The 19,369-nt window shown below is 40.8% G+C and carries 15 protein-coding genes and 1 pseudogene; all 16 read left to right on the forward strand.

Features of this window, described 5'->3' with window-relative positions; translation table 11 throughout:
• Positions 1-164: 164 nt before the first annotated feature.
• Positions 165-278: pseudogene (locus tag C7972_RS24150) on the forward strand (tRNA epoxyqueuosine(34) reductase QueG); the annotation flags it as partial.
• A gap of 210 nt (positions 279-488) precedes the next feature.
• The gene (locus C7972_RS07065; protein ID WP_110355530.1) at positions 489-2,783 is read left to right on the forward strand and encodes an NADP-dependent malic enzyme; all 2,295 of its coding nucleotides are present in this window, start codon (positions 489-491) and stop codon (positions 2,781-2,783) included.
• A 65-nt stretch (positions 2,784-2,848) separates the two neighbouring features.
• Positions 2,849-3,430 carry a Holliday junction branch migration protein RuvA gene (gene ruvA / locus C7972_RS07070; protein ID WP_110355531.1) on the forward strand — a complete coding sequence of 194 codons (582 nt, stop codon included), beginning with the start codon at positions 2,849-2,851 and terminating at the stop codon, positions 3,428-3,430.
• A 5-nt stretch (positions 3,431-3,435) separates the two neighbouring features.
• Positions 3,436-10,617, forward strand: coding sequence for a cell surface protein SprA (gene sprA / locus C7972_RS07075; RefSeq protein WP_110355532.1), 7,182 nt, complete (start codon positions 3,436-3,438; stop codon positions 10,615-10,617).
• A 123-nt stretch (positions 10,618-10,740) separates the two neighbouring features.
• On the forward strand, positions 10,741-11,121 hold the full coding sequence (gene gcvH, locus C7972_RS07080) for a glycine cleavage system protein GcvH (protein ID WP_110355533.1): 381 nt from the start codon (positions 10,741-10,743) through the stop codon (positions 11,119-11,121).
• Positions 11,090-11,503 carry a VanZ family protein gene (locus C7972_RS07085; RefSeq protein WP_110355534.1) on the forward strand — a complete coding sequence of 138 codons (414 nt, stop codon included), beginning with the start codon at positions 11,090-11,092 and terminating at the stop codon, positions 11,501-11,503. Before gcvH ends, C7972_RS07085 begins: the two co-directional genes overlap by 32 nt.
• A gap of 254 nt (positions 11,504-11,757) precedes the next feature.
• Positions 11,758-12,468 (forward strand): energy transducer TonB, encoded by a 711-nt coding sequence (locus tag C7972_RS07090; protein WP_110355535.1) that lies wholly within the window; start codon positions 11,758-11,760, stop codon positions 12,466-12,468.
• 216 nt (positions 12,469-12,684) lie between these two features.
• Positions 12,685-13,584 carry a heme o synthase gene (gene cyoE / locus C7972_RS07095; protein WP_110355822.1) on the forward strand — a complete coding sequence of 300 codons (900 nt, stop codon included), beginning with the start codon at positions 12,685-12,687 and terminating at the stop codon, positions 13,582-13,584.
• Positions 13,585-13,589: 5 nt separating this feature from the next.
• Positions 13,590-14,171, forward strand: a complete 582-nt coding sequence (locus C7972_RS07100) for a cytochrome c oxidase subunit 3 (RefSeq protein WP_110355536.1) — start codon at positions 13,590-13,592, stop codon at positions 14,169-14,171.
• 146 nt (positions 14,172-14,317) lie between these two features.
• Positions 14,318-15,292, forward strand: coding sequence for a cytochrome c oxidase subunit 3 (locus C7972_RS07105; protein ID WP_110355537.1), 975 nt, complete (start codon positions 14,318-14,320; stop codon positions 15,290-15,292).
• Between the two features lie 57 nt (positions 15,293-15,349).
• Complete coding sequence (locus tag C7972_RS07110) at positions 15,350-15,733, forward strand: cytochrome C oxidase subunit IV family protein (protein WP_110355538.1); 384 nt, start codon at positions 15,350-15,352, stop codon at positions 15,731-15,733.
• 137 nt (positions 15,734-15,870) lie between these two features.
• Positions 15,871-16,503 (forward strand): hypothetical protein, encoded by a 633-nt coding sequence (locus tag C7972_RS07115; protein ID WP_110355823.1) that lies wholly within the window; start codon positions 15,871-15,873, stop codon positions 16,501-16,503.
• Complete coding sequence (locus C7972_RS07120; protein WP_110355539.1) at positions 16,503-17,231, forward strand: SCO family protein; 729 nt, start codon at positions 16,503-16,505, stop codon at positions 17,229-17,231. Before C7972_RS07115 ends, C7972_RS07120 begins: the two co-directional genes overlap by 1 nt.
• A complete protein-coding gene (locus C7972_RS07125) occupies positions 17,231-17,764 on the forward strand; it encodes a DUF420 domain-containing protein (RefSeq protein ID WP_110355540.1) in 534 nt (177 codons plus the stop codon). The genes C7972_RS07120 and C7972_RS07125 overlap by 1 nt, the downstream gene beginning before the upstream one ends.
• Complete coding sequence (locus C7972_RS07130) at positions 17,754-18,014, forward strand: hypothetical protein (protein WP_258364791.1); 261 nt, start codon at positions 17,754-17,756, stop codon at positions 18,012-18,014. The genes C7972_RS07125 and C7972_RS07130 overlap by 11 nt, the downstream gene beginning before the upstream one ends.
• 89 nt (positions 18,015-18,103) lie before the next feature.
• On the forward strand, positions 18,104-19,351 hold the full coding sequence (locus C7972_RS07135; RefSeq protein ID WP_110355541.1) for an ABC transporter permease: 1,248 nt from the start codon (positions 18,104-18,106) through the stop codon (positions 19,349-19,351).
• Positions 19,352-19,369: the final 18 nt, after the last annotated feature.

Below are 19,369 nucleotides of genomic sequence, written 5' to 3' on the forward strand. Positions count from 1 at the left end.
TCTTTAAGAAGGTGTTCCAGAAGTCTGCCGTAAAGCGCACCAAATTCTCCGGTTTAAAACGAAACATTGAGTTTTTGAAGTAGGACGGAAGTTAAATTTTTCAGGACCCATTATCGTTATCGGAACCTATCCCCCTCCTTGGGAGGGGTCAGGGGAGGTCAGCCAAAAAGGATTGGGAAGAAATTACGGACGATGTCTTTAAGAAGGTGTTTCAAAAATCTCCCGTAAAACGTACTAAATTTTCCGGTTTAAAAAGGAATTTGGAATTTCTGAAGTAGGGAACAGGTTTCCTTAAGTGTAGGCCCACCACTGTAAAAGAAACGGCTCCCTTCTTGGAGAGTGCCATTTTTGCGTATTTGGTGGGAGTTTTGGACCGGGTAATTAAAAATTGAATTACACTACTTCTTTTGAAGCGATGGTAGATTACTTTTTTAAATCCTTTTAATTTAAAGAATACTCTTAACTTTGTTTTTCTAATATCACACTATATGAGCAAGCAAAAGACAAGAAGGGAAGCACTGGTGTACCACGCCAAACCACAACCTGGAAAGATAAAAATAGTTCCTACCAAACCCTATGCCACCCAAAGGGATTTAGGTCTTGCCTATTCGCCCGGTGTGGCAGAGCCCTGTCTGGAAATTGCCAAGGACAAGGACAACGTGTACAAGTATACGGCCAAAGGCAATATTGTAGCCGTAATATCCAATGGAACCGCAGTCCTAGGATTGGGCGATATTGGTCCCGAGGCTTCAAAGCCGGTGATGGAAGGTAAGTGCTTGTTATTTAAAATTTTCGCAGATATAGATGGAATAGACATTGAATTGGACACTACCGATGTTGAAAAATTCATTGAAACCGTAAAGATAATTGCTCCAACGTTTGGAGGTATAAATTTGGAGGACATTAAGGCTCCTGAAGCTTTTGAAATTGAAAGACGTTTAAAAGAGGAGCTGGATATTCCCGTAATGCACGATGACCAACACGGAACGGCTATAATTTCGGCCGCGGCACTTTTGAACGCTTTGGTGCTTACCAACAAAAAAATTAGTGATGTCCGTATCGTAATCAGTGGGGCAGGTGCTGCTGCCGTTTCATGTACCCGCCTGTACAAAGCTTTCGGGGCCAAAAACAAAGATATTGTAATGTTGGATAGCAAAGGGGTTATCCGGAGCGATCGGGATAACTTGTCTGCCGAGAAATTGGAGTTTGCTACGGATAGGAAAATCGATACCTTAGAAGAGGCCATGAAAGATGCCGATGTTTTTATTGGTCTTTCCGTTAAGGATATCGTTTCAGAAAAAATGTTATTGTCCATGGCTAAAGATCCCATTGTGTTTGCCATGGCCAATCCCGATCCGGAAATAGATTATAACCTGGCCATAAAAACCAGAAAGGATATCATCATGGCCACAGGTAGGTCCGATCATCCGAATCAAGTGAACAATGTTTTGGGATTCCCTTTTATTTTTAGGGGGGCATTGGATGTAAGGGCCACCAAGATAAACGAAGCTATGAAAATGGCGGCAGTGAAGGCTTTGGCAGAACTTACCAAGGAGCCTGTTCCGGAACAGGTGAATATCGCCTACGGACAAACAAGGTTGACCTTTGGGCGGGAGTATATAATTCCAAAACCTTTTGATCCCAGATTGATTTCTGAGATACCCCCTGCCGTTGCAAAGGCGGCTATGGAGAGTGGAGTGGCCAAAATGCCTATTGATGATTGGGATAAGTATAGGGAGGAATTATTACAGCGCTCCGGGAATGACAATAAAATAGTCCGTTTGCTTCACGACCGTGCCAGAATGAACCCTAAAAAAATTGTATACGCCGAGGCCGATCATCTGGACGTTCTAAAGGCTGCCCAAATTGCCTATGAAGAAGGGATGGCAATTCCAATTTTATTGGGGAATAAAGCAGTTATTGCAGAATTGATGAAAGAATTGGAATTTGACGCCGATATTCTCGTTATAGATTCCCATGCCGATGAAGCCAATGACAAAAGAAATCAATATGCTTCCAAGTATTTTGAAAATAGACAGCGTAGCGGGGTAAGTCTTTTCAGTGCCCGTGCTAAGATGAGGGAGCGTAACTATTTTGCGGCAATGATGGTTTTGGAGGGAGATGCCGATGGTATGATTTCCGGATACTCCAGAGCATACCCAACCGTGGTAAAACCAGTGTTCGAAGTAATAGGAAGGGCTGCCAACGTTAAGAAAGTATCTACGGTGAACATTATGATTACCGAAAGAGGCCCCTTGTTTTTGGCCGATACTTCCATCAACATCGATCCCAGTGCCGAGGAAATCGCCGAAATTGCAAAGATGACGGCCAATGTAGCCGTTACTTTTGGCTTTAGCCCCGTAATGGCCCTATTGTCCTATGCCAATTTTGGATCTTCTACACATCCCCGTGCTACCAAAGTCAAGGAAGCTGTAAAAATATTGCATGCCACCAACCCGGAATTAGTGGTAGATGGTGAACTGCAAATCGACTTTGCTTTGAACAAGGAACTGCATCAGGGTAAATTTCCCTTTTCCAAATTGTCCGGTAAAAAAGTAAATACACTTATTTTTCCCAATTTGGAGTCGGCCAACATTACCTATAAGCTGCTGAAAGAATTGAACCAGGCAGATTCCATTGGTCCTATCATGGTAGGTTTGAGACGTTCCGTTCATATCCTTCAATTAGGGGCCAGTGTGGACGAGATGGTCAATATGACCGCTGTTGCGGTTATTGACGCCCAAGAGCGTGAAAAGAGAAAATTGGCAAAAAAACAAAAGTAGAATAGTTGAAATAAATTCAGGTTTCGAGATATTGGAAAGCTGGGTTCTGAAATCCCCAATAACAAATGATTACCCATTTAAAAGGAAAACTTGTTGAAAAAAATCCAACCCATATTGTAATTGAATGTGCGGGAGTAGGATATTTTGTAAATATTTCTTTGCACACGTTTTCAAAAATTGGGGATTCGGAAAGTATTCAACTGTACACCCATCTACAAGTAAAGGAAGATTCACATACTTTGTTCGGGTTCTCTGAAAAGTCCGAAAGGGAGATATTCAGATTGTTGTTGTCCGTGTCAGGTATAGGATCCAGTACGGCCAGAACCATGTTGTCTTCCCTGTCCCCTAGTCAAATTAGGGATGCCATTGCAACAGGGGATGTGCCTACTATTCAGGGAATCAAAGGCATCGGTGCCAAAACGGCACAACGGGTAATTCTGGACCTAAAGGATAAGGTTTTAAAAGTCTACGATATTGATGAACTTTCCGCCCCATCAAACAATACAAATAAAGATGAAGCGTTATCTGCATTAGAGGTTCTTGGTTTTGTCCGCAAGCATGCTGAAAAGGTTGTGGATAAAATAGTTGGCCAAGACCCTGGACTAAGCGTAGAGGACATTATAAAACTTGCGCTTAAAAATTTATAACAAGTTTGAAAAAAGGGGCAAAATTTTATCTTAAATCATCATTTAAGCTTACCATCCTACTATTTATTTTCTTGGGCTCAACGGGTACTTCCGTGGCACAGGAAATAGAAGGGGAAGATGCAATTGGGCAAGAAGCGGACTCGCTAAAAACTGGTGTTGCTCTGGGGAGATTGAAAATGGAAAACCCGGACAGCATTGTTTCAAAATATACGTATGATCCCGATCTGGACAGATATATCTATACTGTAAGTGTAGGGGATTATGATATCAATTACCCCGTTATCCTTACTCCCGACCAATACTTGGAACTTGTGCGCCGGGAGGGTATGAAGTCTTATTTTAAAGAAAAAATTGATGCTTTTTCAGGCAAAAAAGAGGGTAGTGAGGCGGCCCGTAAAAATTTACTCCCCAATTTTTATGTAAATAATAGTTTTTTTGAAAGTGTCTTTGGCGGCAATACCATTGAGGTAATTCCACAAGGATCGGTGGCAATGGATTTAGGTGTCATTTGGCAAAAAAACGATAACCCCTCCCTGTCCCCACGTAACAGGACCAATCTTTCCTTTGATTTTGACCAGCGGATAAGCTTAAGTATGTTGGGTAAAATTGGGGAGCGACTACAGGTTACCGCTAATTACGATACCGAGGCAACCTTCGATTTCCAGAATTTGGTAAAGTTGGACTACACGCCATCCGAGGATGATATACTTCAAAAAATTGAAGTGGGTAATGTTAGTATGCCCCTTAATAGCTCCTTGATTACCGGGGCTCAAAGCCTCTTTGGGGTAAAGACAGAATTGCAATTTGGGAAGACTAGGGTTACTGCCGTATTTTCGGAACAAAGGTCCCAGAGCAATACAGTGGTGGCACAAGGTGGGGGTACGGTGAACGACTTTGAGCTTAGGGCCCAGGATTACGATGCCGACAAACACTTTTTCTTGGCCCATTATTTTAGGGATAATTATGATGCAGCCCTTGCAGACTATCCTTATATAAGGAGCCAGGTCCAAATAACAAGGTTGGAGGTGTGGATTACCAATAGGAGCCAGCAAACCGTGAATATTAGAAATGTTGTCGCTATTCAGGATTTGGGGGAAGTGCAACCGGAAAAAACCAGAATAGGGAGGAACAATGGGGATCCTGCTGGATTCTTTAATAGCTCTGCTGCCGGAAATTTACCAAGGAATGCTGCCAACGATTTTGATCCCCTCCAAATTGGATCGGGAGGAGCGCTTACAAATAGCATTCGCGATATAGCCACTGTTCAATCAGGGTTTAATGTGCCTGGCTATACCGTAAATCAAGGGTTTGATTATGCTATTTTGGAGAATGCTAGAAAACTGGAACAGGGCAGGGATTTTACCTTTAACTCACAATTGGGCTATATATCCCTAAACCAAAGATTGAGCAATGATGAAGTCCTTGGGGTCGCCTTTCAATATACCTATAATGGGCAGGTGTATCAGGTAGGAGAGTTCGCCAATGGCGGTGTGGATGCTACTACCGTGTCGCCGGGTGCTGAGATTCCAGTAAATAACAATACCCTGATCCTTAAGTTGTTAAAAAGTAATATCACCAATGTTGTAGATCCCATATGGGATTTGATGATGAAGAATATTTACGCCACTGGTGCCTATCAATTGAGTCAGGAAGATTTTAAGTTGAACATTTTATATGCAGAAACCACTCCAAGAAATTATATTACACCAGCGGAATCAGGTGTTGGTTCGGGCTGGCCAACAAGTCCCAAGCCCTTGGAAGATAGGATATTGTTGGATGTGTTTAACCTGGATAGGTTAAATGCATATAATGATCTTCAGAGTGGAGGGGATGGTTTTTTTGATTATGTGGAAGGTATTACCATAAACTCGCAAACAGGGAGCATTATATTTACCAAAGTTGAACCTTTTGGGGAATACTTGTTCAACCTTCTGGGCGGCGGTACCTATGATGTGGATAATGATCAAGGCTATAATACCAATCAAAGAAAGTATGTCTTTAGGAATATGTACTCGCTTCCTACGGCGGCTGCCCAACAGGATGCGGATAAAAATAGGTTTATACTAAAAGGGACCTATAAGTCACAGGGAACAAATGGAATTCCTATTGGGGCCTTTAATGTTCCTCAGGGATCCGTAAGGGTTACGGCCGGGGGAAGGCAGTTACAGGAAGGTATTGATTACACCGTAAATTATCAGTCGGGCACCGTGCAGATTTTGGATCCAAGTTTGGAAGCTTCCAATACGCCCATCAATATTTCGGTGGAGAACAATGCGGTTTTTGGACAGCAGACCAGACGTTTTACAGGTGTAAATGTGGAGCATCAATTTAATAAGAATTTTGTGCTCGGGGGTACTTTGTTGAACCTGAATGAAAAACCATTGACGCAAAAATCCAACTATGGTATAGAACCTGTAAACAATACTATATTTGGACTGAACAGTAATTTTTCCACGGAAGTTCCATTTTTGACCAGGTTGGCCAATAAATTGCCAAATATAGATACAGATGTTCCTTCCAACTTATCAGTTCGTGGCGAAGTAGCCTTCTTAAGCCCAAGTTCTCCCAAGAATGCGGATTTTGAAGGGGAAACTACCACCTATCTGGACGATTTTGAGGGGGCGCAATCGCTGATCGATATCCGTTCCTTTTTGGGATGGTCCATGGCGAGTCCGCCAGTTGAATTCGCCACTACCACCAATAGTGTGGAGTCTGGATATGGAAGGGCAAAAATGGCCTGGTATACCGTAGATCCCATTTTTTATTCCAATCAGCGGCCTACAGAATTGAGTGATGATGACATTTCCACCAACGAGACCAGAAGAATCTATATACAGGATGTTTTTAACCAGGATGTTGCCCAGGGGCAAACTTTGGCGCAAAACACCTTGGATATAGCATATTATCCTAGTATGAAAGGTCCCTATAATGCAAATCCAAATTTTACCGCGGAACAACCACAGGACAAATGGGCAGGGATAATGCGATCCTTGAGCAGTACCAATTTTGAACAGTCCAACGTAGAATACGTTCAATTTTGGGTATTGGATCCTTATGTGGACGGTATTGCTACAAGTTCCGGGGATTTGGTGATCAACCTTGGTAATATTTCAGAGGATGTTCTTCCCGATGGAAGGAAACAATATGAAAACGGATTACCTGTAGATCCGGTTTCCAACGATCTTACCTATAAAACATCTTGGGGAAAGGTTCCCGCAACCCAATCCCTAGTGTACGCTTTTGATGCGGACCAGAACAATAGGGGCTTGCAGGATATTGGTTTTGACGGATTAACCGATGCCGAGGAGGCTACCTATACTTTTGAAGGAGGTATAACCTATAATGGCCCGGCGGAAGATCCGGCCCTGGATAATTACGAGTACTTCCTGAACAGGGAAGGCAGTATTTTGGAACGTTATCTTAATTACAATAACCCTGACGGAAACTCTCCAGTACAATTGAGCAATTCCAACAGGGGGTCCACCACCTTACCGGATGTGGAAGACATAGATAGGGATGGAACCATGAATACGGTAAACAGTTATTATGAGTATCGTATAAATATTAAACCAGGGACAACGGTCAATGATAAATATGTAACCGATATTAAGGAGGGGGTTACCAGGTCTTTGCCCAATGGCAATACCTTGAACGAACGTTGGATCCAGTACAAAATACCTTTGTCCGACTTTACGGATGCGGTTGGCGGGATAAGCGATTTTAGGTCTATAAGCTTTATGCGGATGTACCTAACAGGGTTTTCAAGTAATGTGGTATTGCGTTTCGCTACCTTGGATCTTGTCCGTGGAGATTGGCGTACTTATGCCAAATCCTTGCAGCCAGATGTAGATGGGGATCCCACCGATGATGGCACTTTGGTGGATGTTAACGCCGTAAACATTGAGGAAAATGCAGCCCGGACCCCTATACCCTATGTTTTGCCTCCAGGTGTACAACGAGAAAGATTGAATAACAATAATACTATAATAAGGCAAAATGAACAATCCTTGTCATTTGTTGTCGAGAACTTGGAATCCCAAGATTCCAGAGGGGTCTTTAAAAATTTGGATATAGATATAAGGCAATATAAACGTTTAAAAATGTTTATGCATGCCGAAGAAATTGTAGAATCGGATTATGCCAATGACGAGACGCCTTTGGTGGGCTTTGTAAGGATAGGTTCGGATTTTACACAGAATTTTTATCAGATAGAATTGCCCTTACAGCTAACGCCCCACGGGGCAAGTTCGGATAGCGAAATTTGGCCGGATGTTAATGAACTGGACCTCTCATTGGATGATTTGTCCAAAGTAAAATCTGCAGGCATTGCAGCCCAAACGTTGAGTACCATTAATTATTATGAAATAAACAATGGTGAAGTGGTCCAGGTAAATGAATTTGATCCTAGAACACTGGGCAAACTGCGTATCGGTATCCGGGGAAATCCTTCCTTGGGCGGTATACGGAGTATGATGGTTGGGGTTAAGAACGATGATAATCTACCGGCTAGGGGAGAGGTTTGGTTCAATGAACTTCGCCTATCAGGTTTGGATAATAACGGGGGATGGGCCGCTATAGCCGCCATGGATATGAATATGGCAGATTTTGCCAATGTATCCGCCACCGGTAGTAAAAGTACTTCGGGTTTCGGGGCCATAGATCAAATGCCCAATGAACGTGCACGGGAGGATGCCATTTCCTATGATGTGGTCACCAATGTAAATATTGGTCAATTGTTTCCCAAAAATTGGGGCTTGCAACTACCCTTCAATTACGGTATTTCCGAGCAGATGATCACTCCGGAATTCGACCCTGTCTATGATGATTTAAAATTGGATGATCGTATCGCAGCTGCCGAAACTCCTGAAGACGCCGAGGCAATTAAACAGCAGGGAGAGGATTATACCAAGAGGACCAGTGTTAATTTTATTGGGGTAAGAAAGGACTGGGGCGAAGAGGCCGAGGCCAATTTCTATGATATTGAGAATTTTACCTTCAATTATTCCTATAATGAGGTGAACCATAGGGATTTTGAGATCGATGAGCTCAGGGACCAGAATGTGGTAACAGGTTTTGTTTACAACCATAATTTTAAGCCTGCTCCAATTGAGCCATTTGCCAAGAAGGATTCCTTGTTTACCGGGAAATATTGGAAATGGTTGAAGGATTTAAATCTGAATGTTTTACCTGCCAGTGTTTCGCTTCAATCCAATATCAACCGATCATTTAATCAGCAAAAGTTCAGGGATGTTTTTGAACCTGGGGTAGAAAAGTTGGACCTGCCATTTCTACAACAAAGGAATTATCTTTTCAATTGGCAATATGCCATTAATTATAGCCTCACAAAATCCTTGCGTTTAAACCTTACCGCTTCCAACAACAATATTGTAAGGAATTATTTTTCTGAAGATGGCAATCCGGATTCCGAGATCAATCAGGCTTTGGGATTGTGGGATGGATTTTTTGATCTTGGGGAGCCCAACAGACATTCCCAGGAAATGCAATTGAACTATGAATTGCCCTTGAACAAAATTCCTGCTTTCGATTTTATAAATGCCCAGTACACTTATACCAGTAATTTTGACTGGCAAAGGGGAGGGGATGCTCTGAACAAAGTGGCCGGGGAGGATATTAATACCGTACAGAATGCCAGTACCCATAATTTAACAGCATCCCTGACCATGCAAAAATTCTATGATTTCCTTGGTTTGGGAAGAAAGAATACCAAAGGGGCCGTTGCAAAACCGACGCGTTTGGATAAGGCAGGCAACCCGGCATCAAATGCCGATGATAAAGAGGTTAAAAAAGCTTCAGGTGCAGGGTACAATGCTTTTATAGATGTACTTACCATGGTGAAACGTGTAAATGTTACCTATAGTCAGAATGATGGTAAGGTGCTGCCTGGGTATACTAGGTCTGTAGGCTTTATTGGTACTGCAAAACCAACCATAGGATTTATCTTTGGTAGTCAGGCCGATGTTAGGTATGAGGCGGCCAGAAACGGCTGGTTGACCACCTTTCCGGAATTCAACCAGCAATATATTCAGAATACCAATAAGCAGTTGAATATCACCGCTACGGCACAGCCCACCAGGGATTTAACCATAGACCTTGTGGCCGATAGACAGATGTCCGAAAGTTATCAGGAGACATTTAACGTAGAGGATCTGGGAAATAACGCATTTGAATATGTGAATCTTTTGGGGAACAACTACGGTAATTTCAGTATTTCCACTTTAATGATCGGCACTGTTTTTAACAATAGTGACGAATTTGATTCTGCCAATTTTGAAACCTTTAAGGAAAATAGGATCACTATAGCCAATAGGATTGTTTCCGAAAGAAACCACGATACCGGTGTGGTGGATGAGGATGGTTTTCCGGAGAGATACGGTAAGACGAGCCAGGATGTTTTGTTGCCTGCTTTTTTTGCTGCTTATACTGGGAAGGATCCCAATAAGGTTAGTTTGGACGCTTTTAGAAATATACCAATTCCCAATTGGAACATTAAGTATACCGGATTAATGCGCAATCCTTGGTTTAAGAAGAAATTTAAGCGTTTTTCCCTTAGTCATGGGTATAGATCGGCCTACAGTGTAAATTCGTATCAGACCAATTTGACCCGTACACAATTGATCAATGAGGGCATGGAGCCAATAAATGCAGAGACCCAGGATTTTTTACCGGTCAATATTATGAACAATGTGGTGCTTACCGATGAGTTCAACCCATTGATGAGGGTAGATTTTGAAATGCAGAACTCCCTCAGTGTACTTGCGGAGATTAGAACAAATAGGGCATTGTCCCTGAGTTTTGACAATAGTCTAATGACAGAGATCAATGGAAAGGAATACACTGTTGGACTCGGGTATCGTTTTAAGGACGTTAAATTTGTTACCAATATTGGCGGTGAACAACAGCGTTTAAAAGGAGATTTGAATCTAAAGGCGGACGTTACCCTTAGGGATAATATTACCATTATACGAAACTTGGACATAGACAACAATCAAATTACTTCCGGACAAAACTTAATGTCCGTAAAATTTGTAGCTGATTACGCTTTGAGCAAAAGCTTGAACGCCCTGTTTTTTTACGATCATTCGTTTTCAAAATTTGCCGTGTCTACGGCTTTTCCCCAAACTTCCATCAATACCGGCTTTACCTTGAGGTATAATTTTGGAAACTAGTTTAAACTAGGAGGGTTTGGCCATTAAGGAATTTATTTTTACAAGGGGGCAAAAAGTTTAAATGAGTTTTTTGATTAACATGAGATATTCTTTTACATTTGTTGCCTTAACAAATTTTAGATAATGAATATACCTTCAGATTTAAAGTACACAAAAGACCATGAATGGGTCAGAATAGAGGGCGATACCGCTATTGTCGGGATTACTGATTTTGCCCAAGGGGAACTTGGGGATATCGTTTATGTGGAAGTGGAGACCTTGGACGAGACCTTGGACAAGGATGAAGTTTTTGGAACGGTTGAGGCCGTAAAGACGGTTTCTGATCTTTTTCTGCCCTTAAGTGGGGAAATAATTGCTTTTAATGAATCGCTTGAAGACGAACCGGAAAAGGTAAATACCGATCCTTATGGCGATGGTTGGATCATTAAAGTGAAAATTAGTGATTCCTCCGAAATAGATGGCTTGCTAGGGGATGCAGAGTACAAAGAACTTGTGGGTGCCTAAAAAATATTTTTTTACAATCTTGTTTATAAGCTGGGTGGTGTTCATAACATCGCTCAGCTTATTTTCTTTTGAGGATGATAGTCTACCTTCCATAAATATCCCCCATTTAGACAAGTTGGTACATTTTTCTTTTTACTTTGTATTTACCGTTTTGGGATGCTTGTCATTTAGGGAGATCGATCGCAAAAATACACCGCCGAAAAAAGTTATTTTGAAAATAATTTTCTACGCTGTGGTTTATGGTATAATTATTGAGATGCTTCAAGGTGTGGCCACGGTAGATAGGGAGCCCGATTTGCTGGATGTTCTGGCAAATAGTTTGGGGGCATTGTTCGGAAGTTTTGCGGTAAAATTCATTTTCTCCGGAAAAACTCCTTTATAATGGGTGAAATAGTGTTTTTTTTGAGTAATTTGGGGTGTGTTCGGGACAAAGGAGGGCAACCTGCTGGTTCTTAGCGCAATGGATGTGTAGGAATGGAATTTTTCCGATCAATAACGTTCAAGGCCTTTGGTTACATATAAAAGGATGCTTTGAAGCCCACGGACCTGTTTAAATTTATTTGTATTTTTTTTAACAAAAAGTTTTAAACAGATAAAATAAATATATAAATTAGCGAACATTAAAAATTAAGAATTATGGAACTTAAAAAGAATCCGAAGGCAGATTTAACAAGAAATAGCGGGCTTTATTTCGTTATTGGTCTTGTTTTGGTCATGCTATTGACGTATATAGCTTTTGAATGGAAGACCTATGACGATGATAATAATTTTGATTACACCATGAATGTGGAGGATACTTTGGACGAAGAGGTTCCAATGACCGAACAAATTAAGACACCACCACCACCACCGCCACCAGCTGCCCCGGAAATTATTGAGGTAGTTGAAGATGAGGAGGAAGTGGAAGAGACCGTAATTGAATCTACAGAAACCAGTCAAGAGGAAGAAGTAATAGAAGTAGCCGATGTTGAGGTGGAAGAGGTAGAAGAGGATGTGGATGTACCTTTCGCCGTTATCGAGGATGTTCCTATTTTTCCTGGCTGTGAAAATGAACCAAAAAGTAAATTGAGGGATTGTTTTAACTCCATGATGCAAAAGCACATTGGAAAAAATTTCCGCTATCCGGAAATTGCCCAGGAAATGGGAGTGCAAGGTAGGGTGAACGTAATGTTTGTTATCCAAAAGGATGGAAGCATCGGGAACGTAAGGATGAGAGGTCCGGATAAAAACTTGGAGGAAGAAGCTGCAAGGATTATCAGTAAATTGCCTAAAATGACCCCAGGGAAACAAAGAGGTAGACCTGTTCGTGTACCGTTCAGTATTCCAATTACTTTTAAGCTGCAATAGTTGAAATTTACAATATATTAAAATCCCGAGCCACGGCTCGGGATTTTTTTTGTTCCATAATGATATGGCGGTCGTGGGCAAATATGACCTTATGGTATTTCCTTGATTCGTTCAGGCTTCAGCCACTCCTTTAATAGTTAATTCATATAAACATGTTTATTTGGTTGCAAAAAATTCCTTTGCGGTGTATCTTTGCGGTCCATTTAAAAAATGCAAATGAAAACGGCGGTCGGTTCAGTTAAAAACACCTCTTTATCGGTATATTTTGCTGACTTTAAAGAAATTACCAAAGCTAGGCTCGCTGTAAGTGTGGTCTTTTCTTCCATAGCGGGGTATTTTCTGGGTGCTGTTGAAATTAATTTCTCCTCGGTGCTACTTTTGGCTTTCGGTGGGTATTGTATGGTAGGGGCTTCCAACGCTTTCAATCAAATTATTGAAAAGGACCTGGATGCTTTGATGAGCCGCACCAAAAACAGGCCTATACCAGCGGGTAGAATGTCTGTGGCCACGGCCATGGCCATTGCCGTTCTAATGACCATTGTGGGAATTGTGGCGCTGTATTTTCTAAACCCCAAAACGGCCATGTTTGGCGCTATCTCCATTTTTTTGTACACAAGTGTATATACGCCCTTAAAGACTAAAACGCCCTTGGCCGTCTTTGTAGGTGCCTTTCCTGGTGCTATTCCCTTTATGTTGGGATGGGTGGCCGCTACCGATAATTTTGGTATTGAGCCCGGTACCCTGTTCATGATACAGTTCTTTTGGCAATTTCCACACTTCTGGGCTTTGGGTTGGATGTTGGATGATGATTACAGGAAAGGTGGTTTTAAAATGCTTCCTACTGGTAAGAAAGATAAGGGCACTGCTTTGCAGATCATTATGTACACCATTTGGATGATAATTATTTCGGTAATTCCGGTATTTGGTTTTACAGGAAGGCTGCAATTGTCAATTGTAGCCGCTATTATCGTTTTTTTAATGGGAACCGTAATGTTGTTTTTCGCTTTTAGATTATATGAAAAAAGGGATAATGCTTCCGCAAGGAAATTAATGTTGGCCAGTGTAAGTTATATTACATTGATGCAAGTAGTATATGTAATGGATAAATTTATATAATTAGGATGGACTTAACGCAGGGTACGGGAAAGGAAAAAAACGCTAGGGCCAAGAAAATGATGCTCTGGTTCGGGATTGTTAGTTTGCTAATGGGGTTTGCTGGTTGGACCAGTGCCTATATTGTGAGCAGTTCTCGCGAAGATTGGATAAAGGATCTGACTTTGCCGTCGTCGTTCCTGTTCAGTACCATGGTGATCATTATAAGCAGTATAACTTACCTTATGGCCAAGAAAGCCATAAAGCAGGATAGGGTAAAACAATGTACCATTTGGTTATTGTTGACCCTTGCACTGGGAATTGCCTTTATAATATTGCAATTCAACGGATTTTCACAGATGGTGGCCAACGGTTACTATTTTACCGGGCCTACGAGTAATATTAAGATGTCCTATGTTTTTCTAATAGCAGCAGTACATATTGTTCATGTTGTGGCCGGTATTATTTCATTATTGGTGGTCATTGCCAATCACTTGCGGAAAAGGTATTCCTCAAAGGAAATGCTAGGTTTGGAACTAGGAGCTACATTTTGGCATTTTTTGGATATTCTTTGGATATATTTAATTCTTTTCATGTATTTCGTAAACTAGAAGGGGTTAATCCTTTGCTAAATGGAAGGTATTTTGACAGGGCTTATTTAGAATGGGTTTTTTTTGCCAATTTTAAAAGGCAAAAATTTTGTTTAGCCGAAAAAAATGTAAATTTGTGAAAATTTTATTAACGCTATAATTTTTATATGGATTCTACGGTTACTACGGGTACAGAAGAAAATGTCTGGGGTGGAGGAAATCAACCTCTAGGCGCTAGTTACGGAAAGTTGATGATGTGGTTCTTTCTTGTGTCCGATGCATTGACGTTTTCTGGCTTTCTTGCTGCATACGGTTTTTCTAGGTTTAAGTTTATAGAAACTTGGCCAATTGCCGATGAGGTTTTTACCCACGTTCCTTTTTTTCATGGAAACTATCCCATGTACTACGTAGCGTTCATGACCTTTATTTTAATTATGTCTTCCGTAACTATGGTGTTGGCTGTTGATGCCGGACATAAATTGCAAAAGACAAAGGTAATCTGGTATATGTTCCTAACTATTATTGGAGGGGCAATATTCGTAGGTTCACAGGCCTGGGAATGGGCTACTTTTATAAAGGGCGATTTTGGAGCTTTGGAAACCAAAGGAGGTAGGGTGCTGCAATTTGTTAGCGCTGATTCAGGGGATCGTCTTGCTTTAAGGGATTTTGCCGAGACCCTACATGAAGACAGGGTTGATCATGAAAAGAAGAATGGAATTTGGTACTACAAGGGAGATGCTTTGCCCAGTTACTCCCTGAATGAAGTAGTTGAAGGAGTGAAATCGAACCCCAATGTTTTAATACGTACGGAATTAATAAACGAGGATGGCCATAAAACAGTTTTGACAAGGGATGAAACTTTGAAAAAATTAAAGGACGCGACACTTGTTGTTGAAGGGGCCAATCTGGTGCGGAATGAGTACGGCAGTAGGTTGTTTGCCGATTTCTTTTTCTTTATCACAGGGTTTCATGGTTTTCACGTATTTTCCGGGGTAGTCATCAACTGTATTATCTTTTTTAATGTTATTCTTGGTACTTACGAAAGAAGGGGGCATTATGAGATGGTGGAAAAAGTTGGGTTGTACTGGCACTTTGTGGATTTGGTATGGGTATTTGTATTTACCTTCTTCTACTTGGTATAATTTGTTTAAATAAAAAATTCATCCTTTTAAAGAATATATAAAAAAATAAGATTAGAAATGGCACACGAACATAAACTCGAAATATTTAGAGGTCTGTTGAAGTTTAAGTCCAACACACAAAAAATATGGGGTGTATTAACATTCCTTACTTTGGTGACCATAGTTGAAGTTGGATTGGGGATTGCAAAGCCAGAGTCTTTGACCCATTCCTATTTTTTGGGAATGAAGGTCTTGAACTGGATTTTCATCATATTGACTTTGGTCAAGGCTTATTATATTGCCTGGGATTTTATGCACCTTAGGGATGAGAAGAGTTCTTTGAGAAGAGCTATTGTTTGGACCCCTATATTCCTTGTGGCCTACCTTATTTTTATTCTCCTCTTTGAAGCGGATTATATATACCATGTGTATACCGATGGCTTCGTTAAGTGGAATTTCTAACGAATAATTAACAGCATAAAAAGACGGTATAACAACCGTCTTTTTTATTTTTGTACTTATTCGGTTTGTACTGAATATACAGGGGAGGAATGTTCTTTTTCGTCCAAACTGTAATGTTGGAAATTAATATTTATAGGATGAAGAAAACATTAGTACTGGTTACCTTATTTATCCTGCCTATAGTGATATATCTGTTTTTTGCTTCAGGGATAACTAACTTTGGCAAATTGGCAACTTTAACAGAGAATGTTCCTGAAATTGATTTTGCGGACAAGGCTGTTGCCCTAGGGGGCAAAATTACCGTACTGGGATTTCTTGGGAAGGATGTGGAAAGTAAAAAAGGCAATGCCTTTAATTTGAACCAGAAAATATACAAGCGTTTTTACGAGTTTAACGATTTTCAATTTGTTATGGTCATGCCCAAAGGTACGGAGCAGGATGTGGAAGAATTGAAAAAGGAACTGCTGCAATTGGCGGATATAGGCAAATGGAATTTTGTCTTTGGGGATGATGATGAAATCAATGACCTTTTTAAGAGCCTTAAGACAAACCTGATATTGGATGGGAACTTGGGTACACCCTATGTTTTTATTATTGATAAGAACAGAGTGCTAAGGGGAAGGGACGATGATGTGGAAGAAGGAATTAAATATGGTTTTGATACTTCCTCTGTGGCGGATTTAAACAATAAGATGGAGGATGATGTAAAAATTATATTGGCCGAATATCGAATGGCCCTAAAAAAGAATTACGCAGATAGGCCGAAATAATGCAGAAAAACAATTATACATATGTGTGGGTTTCCTTTGTAATCCTTGTGTTTGGAATCATTTTTGTTCCAAAAATTGTGGAAAGGGTGCAAGGTGGCTCCATTATTCAGAATGATAGGTTAAACCTAAAAGGGGCTAATGAAAAACTGGCGTTTATAGAAATGAACGGGCAAAGGCGTAAAGTACCTCCCTTTGCTTTCTTGGACCAGGACAGTTTGTTGATTACCAATGACGATTATAAGGGCAAGGTGTATTTGGTAGAGTTTTTCTTTACCACCTGCCCTACCATCTGCCCTATCATGAACAAAAATTTGGTTCAGATTCAAAATGAATTTAAGGATTTTGAAAATTTTGGGGTGGCTTCATTTACCATAAACCCGGATTATGACACCCCCGGGGTATTGAAGGAATATGCTCAGGATTACGGGATAACCAACATGGATTGGCATTTGCTAACGGGCAATATAAACGATATATATACCTTGGCCAATACCGGATTTAGTATTTTTGCGGCTGAAGTTCCAGAGGCGGAAGGTGGGTTTGAACATTCGGGCCTTTTTGCATTGGTAGATAAAAATGGTTATATACGTTCCAGGGTGGATAAGTTTGGAAATCCAATCGTGTATTACAGGGGAACCATTAGCGAACAGGACGGGGAGAATGATCATGGGGAAGAGGAGCAAATATCGATCCTTAAAGAGGACATTAAAAAATTATTGAAAGAATAATGGATGCAAATACCTTGAAAGAAAAGAAAATAAATAAGATAATCAATTTGGTATCCATAGTTATACCGCTTGTTGTGGTTCTGCTTTTTGGGGTAAAATTGCCAAACGTGGAGCCTTTAAGTTTTTTGCCTCCCATATATGCCACTGTAAACGGTTTCACCGCCATATTGTTGGTCATTGCGGTCATTGCCGTTAAAAATGGGAAGCTCGAGCTTCACCAGAAATTAATGACCAGTTGTATTTTGTTGTCTTTGGCATTTCTAGTGATGTATGTGGCCTATCACATGACCTCCGATTCTACCTCGTTTGGAGGGGAAGGGATTGTTAAATATATTTATTTCTTTATTCTGATTACCCATATTATACTATCCATAGTAATAATACCCTTGGTACTGCGTACCTATGCAAAGGCATACCTTAAGGATTTTGCAGCGCATAGGAAACTTGCCCGGATTACATTTCCACTGTGGTTGTATGTGGCAATAACCGGGGTCGTGGTCTATTTAATGATATCTCCTTATTATGTACACTAAATCATCTTCCTTTTTTTCAAGACGTGGCAGTTTCAAAATTCAATACCTGGTATGGATTTTAACCATATCATTTTTGTTGGTGCCTAATATCTCGGAAGCCCAGTGTGCCATGTGTAGGGCAGTATTGGAAAGTGAAGGGAGCGAAGCTGCGGCAAAGGGTATCAACAATGGTATTGTATATCTAATGGCTGTTCCCTATCTATTGGTGGCAGGGCTCTTTTTCTTTATCTACAAAAAGATGAAAGCTTAAAATCGATTTCAATTTTAACATTTATTTAGAGTTACACCTGTAACAATTTTATTTTACAAAGGTCTTATTCAATAAACACTTTTGGGCCTATGTTCGATATTGAGAGATGGCAGGAAATTTTTGATGCCATACGAAAAAATAAACTCCGTACTATTCTTACCGGTGTTTCTGTGGCCTCTGGCATCTTTATTTTGGTGGTTTTATTGGCATTTGGACAGGGTATGCAAAATGGCATTGCCAAAGAATTTGAAGCGGACGCCAGCAATAGGATAGGGGTATGGACACAGGTTACTACAGAGGAATACATGGGTTTGAACCCAGGTAGGCCCATACAGCTAAGAAATAACAATTACGAAGCTATCAACACCAAATTTGCAAAGGATCTTGAACATAAATCCCCTTTCTTTAGGTTGAGAAGTGTAACGGTGGATTTTATGAATGAATCTGGATCCTATTCCGTTCAAGGCGTGTCGCCCTTATTTCAAAATATAGAAAATCAATTTATTTCCCAGGGTCGTTATTTAAATTATGGTGATGAAGAAAGTGTGGCCAAGGTGGTGGTGATCAGTAATAAGATAAAGCGGGAGCTGCTTAAAGGGGTGGAAGATCCCATTGGTTCATTCTTGAAAATATCCGGTATTAATTTTCAGATAGTTGGAGTTTACGGCGATAAGGGAGGCGATAGGGAAGAAGATCGACTTTTTATACCTACAAGCACGGCACAACGTGTTTTTAATGGAAGCGATAATTTAAATATGATGTTCTTTACCTTAAAGCCATCCGATAACTTTGAGGCAACGCTTGCGAAGTCCGTGCAATTTACTGAAGATTTAAAAGCCTACTTAAGACAGGTGCATACGGTAGCACCTACCGATCCGAGTGCTATCAACACCTTTAATACGCTGGAAGGTGTAAAGCGATTTCAAAATTTAACAGGTGGTATAAAATCCTTCTTTTGGTTTGTAGGGATATGTACCATTGTAGCTGGGGTGGTAGGTGTAAGCAATATAATGATGATCATTGTTAAAGAAAGGACCCGGGAAATAGGGGTAAGGAAGGCTTTGGGTGCAAGGCCAAGGGCCATTGTGGGCATGATCTTGCACGAGGCAATCTTTGTTACCAGTGTAGCCGGATTGGCCGGGCTAATTTTTAGCATGGGATTATTGGAATTTGTGGGCCCCAACCTTCAAGTAGATTACGTCCTTAATCCTTCCATTAATTTTAAGGTCGCGCTCAGCACGGTTTTTTTATTGATAATAGCCGGGGCCTTGGCAGGTTTTTTTCCAGCTTGGCGTGCTGCTACCATTAGACCCATTGAAGCCTTGAGGGATGAATAGGAACATAGTTGGTAAGTA

The sequence above is a fragment of the Arenibacter sp. ARW7G5Y1 genome (assembly GCF_003201775.1).
GTDB lineage: Bacteria > Bacteroidota > Bacteroidia > Flavobacteriales > Flavobacteriaceae > Arenibacter.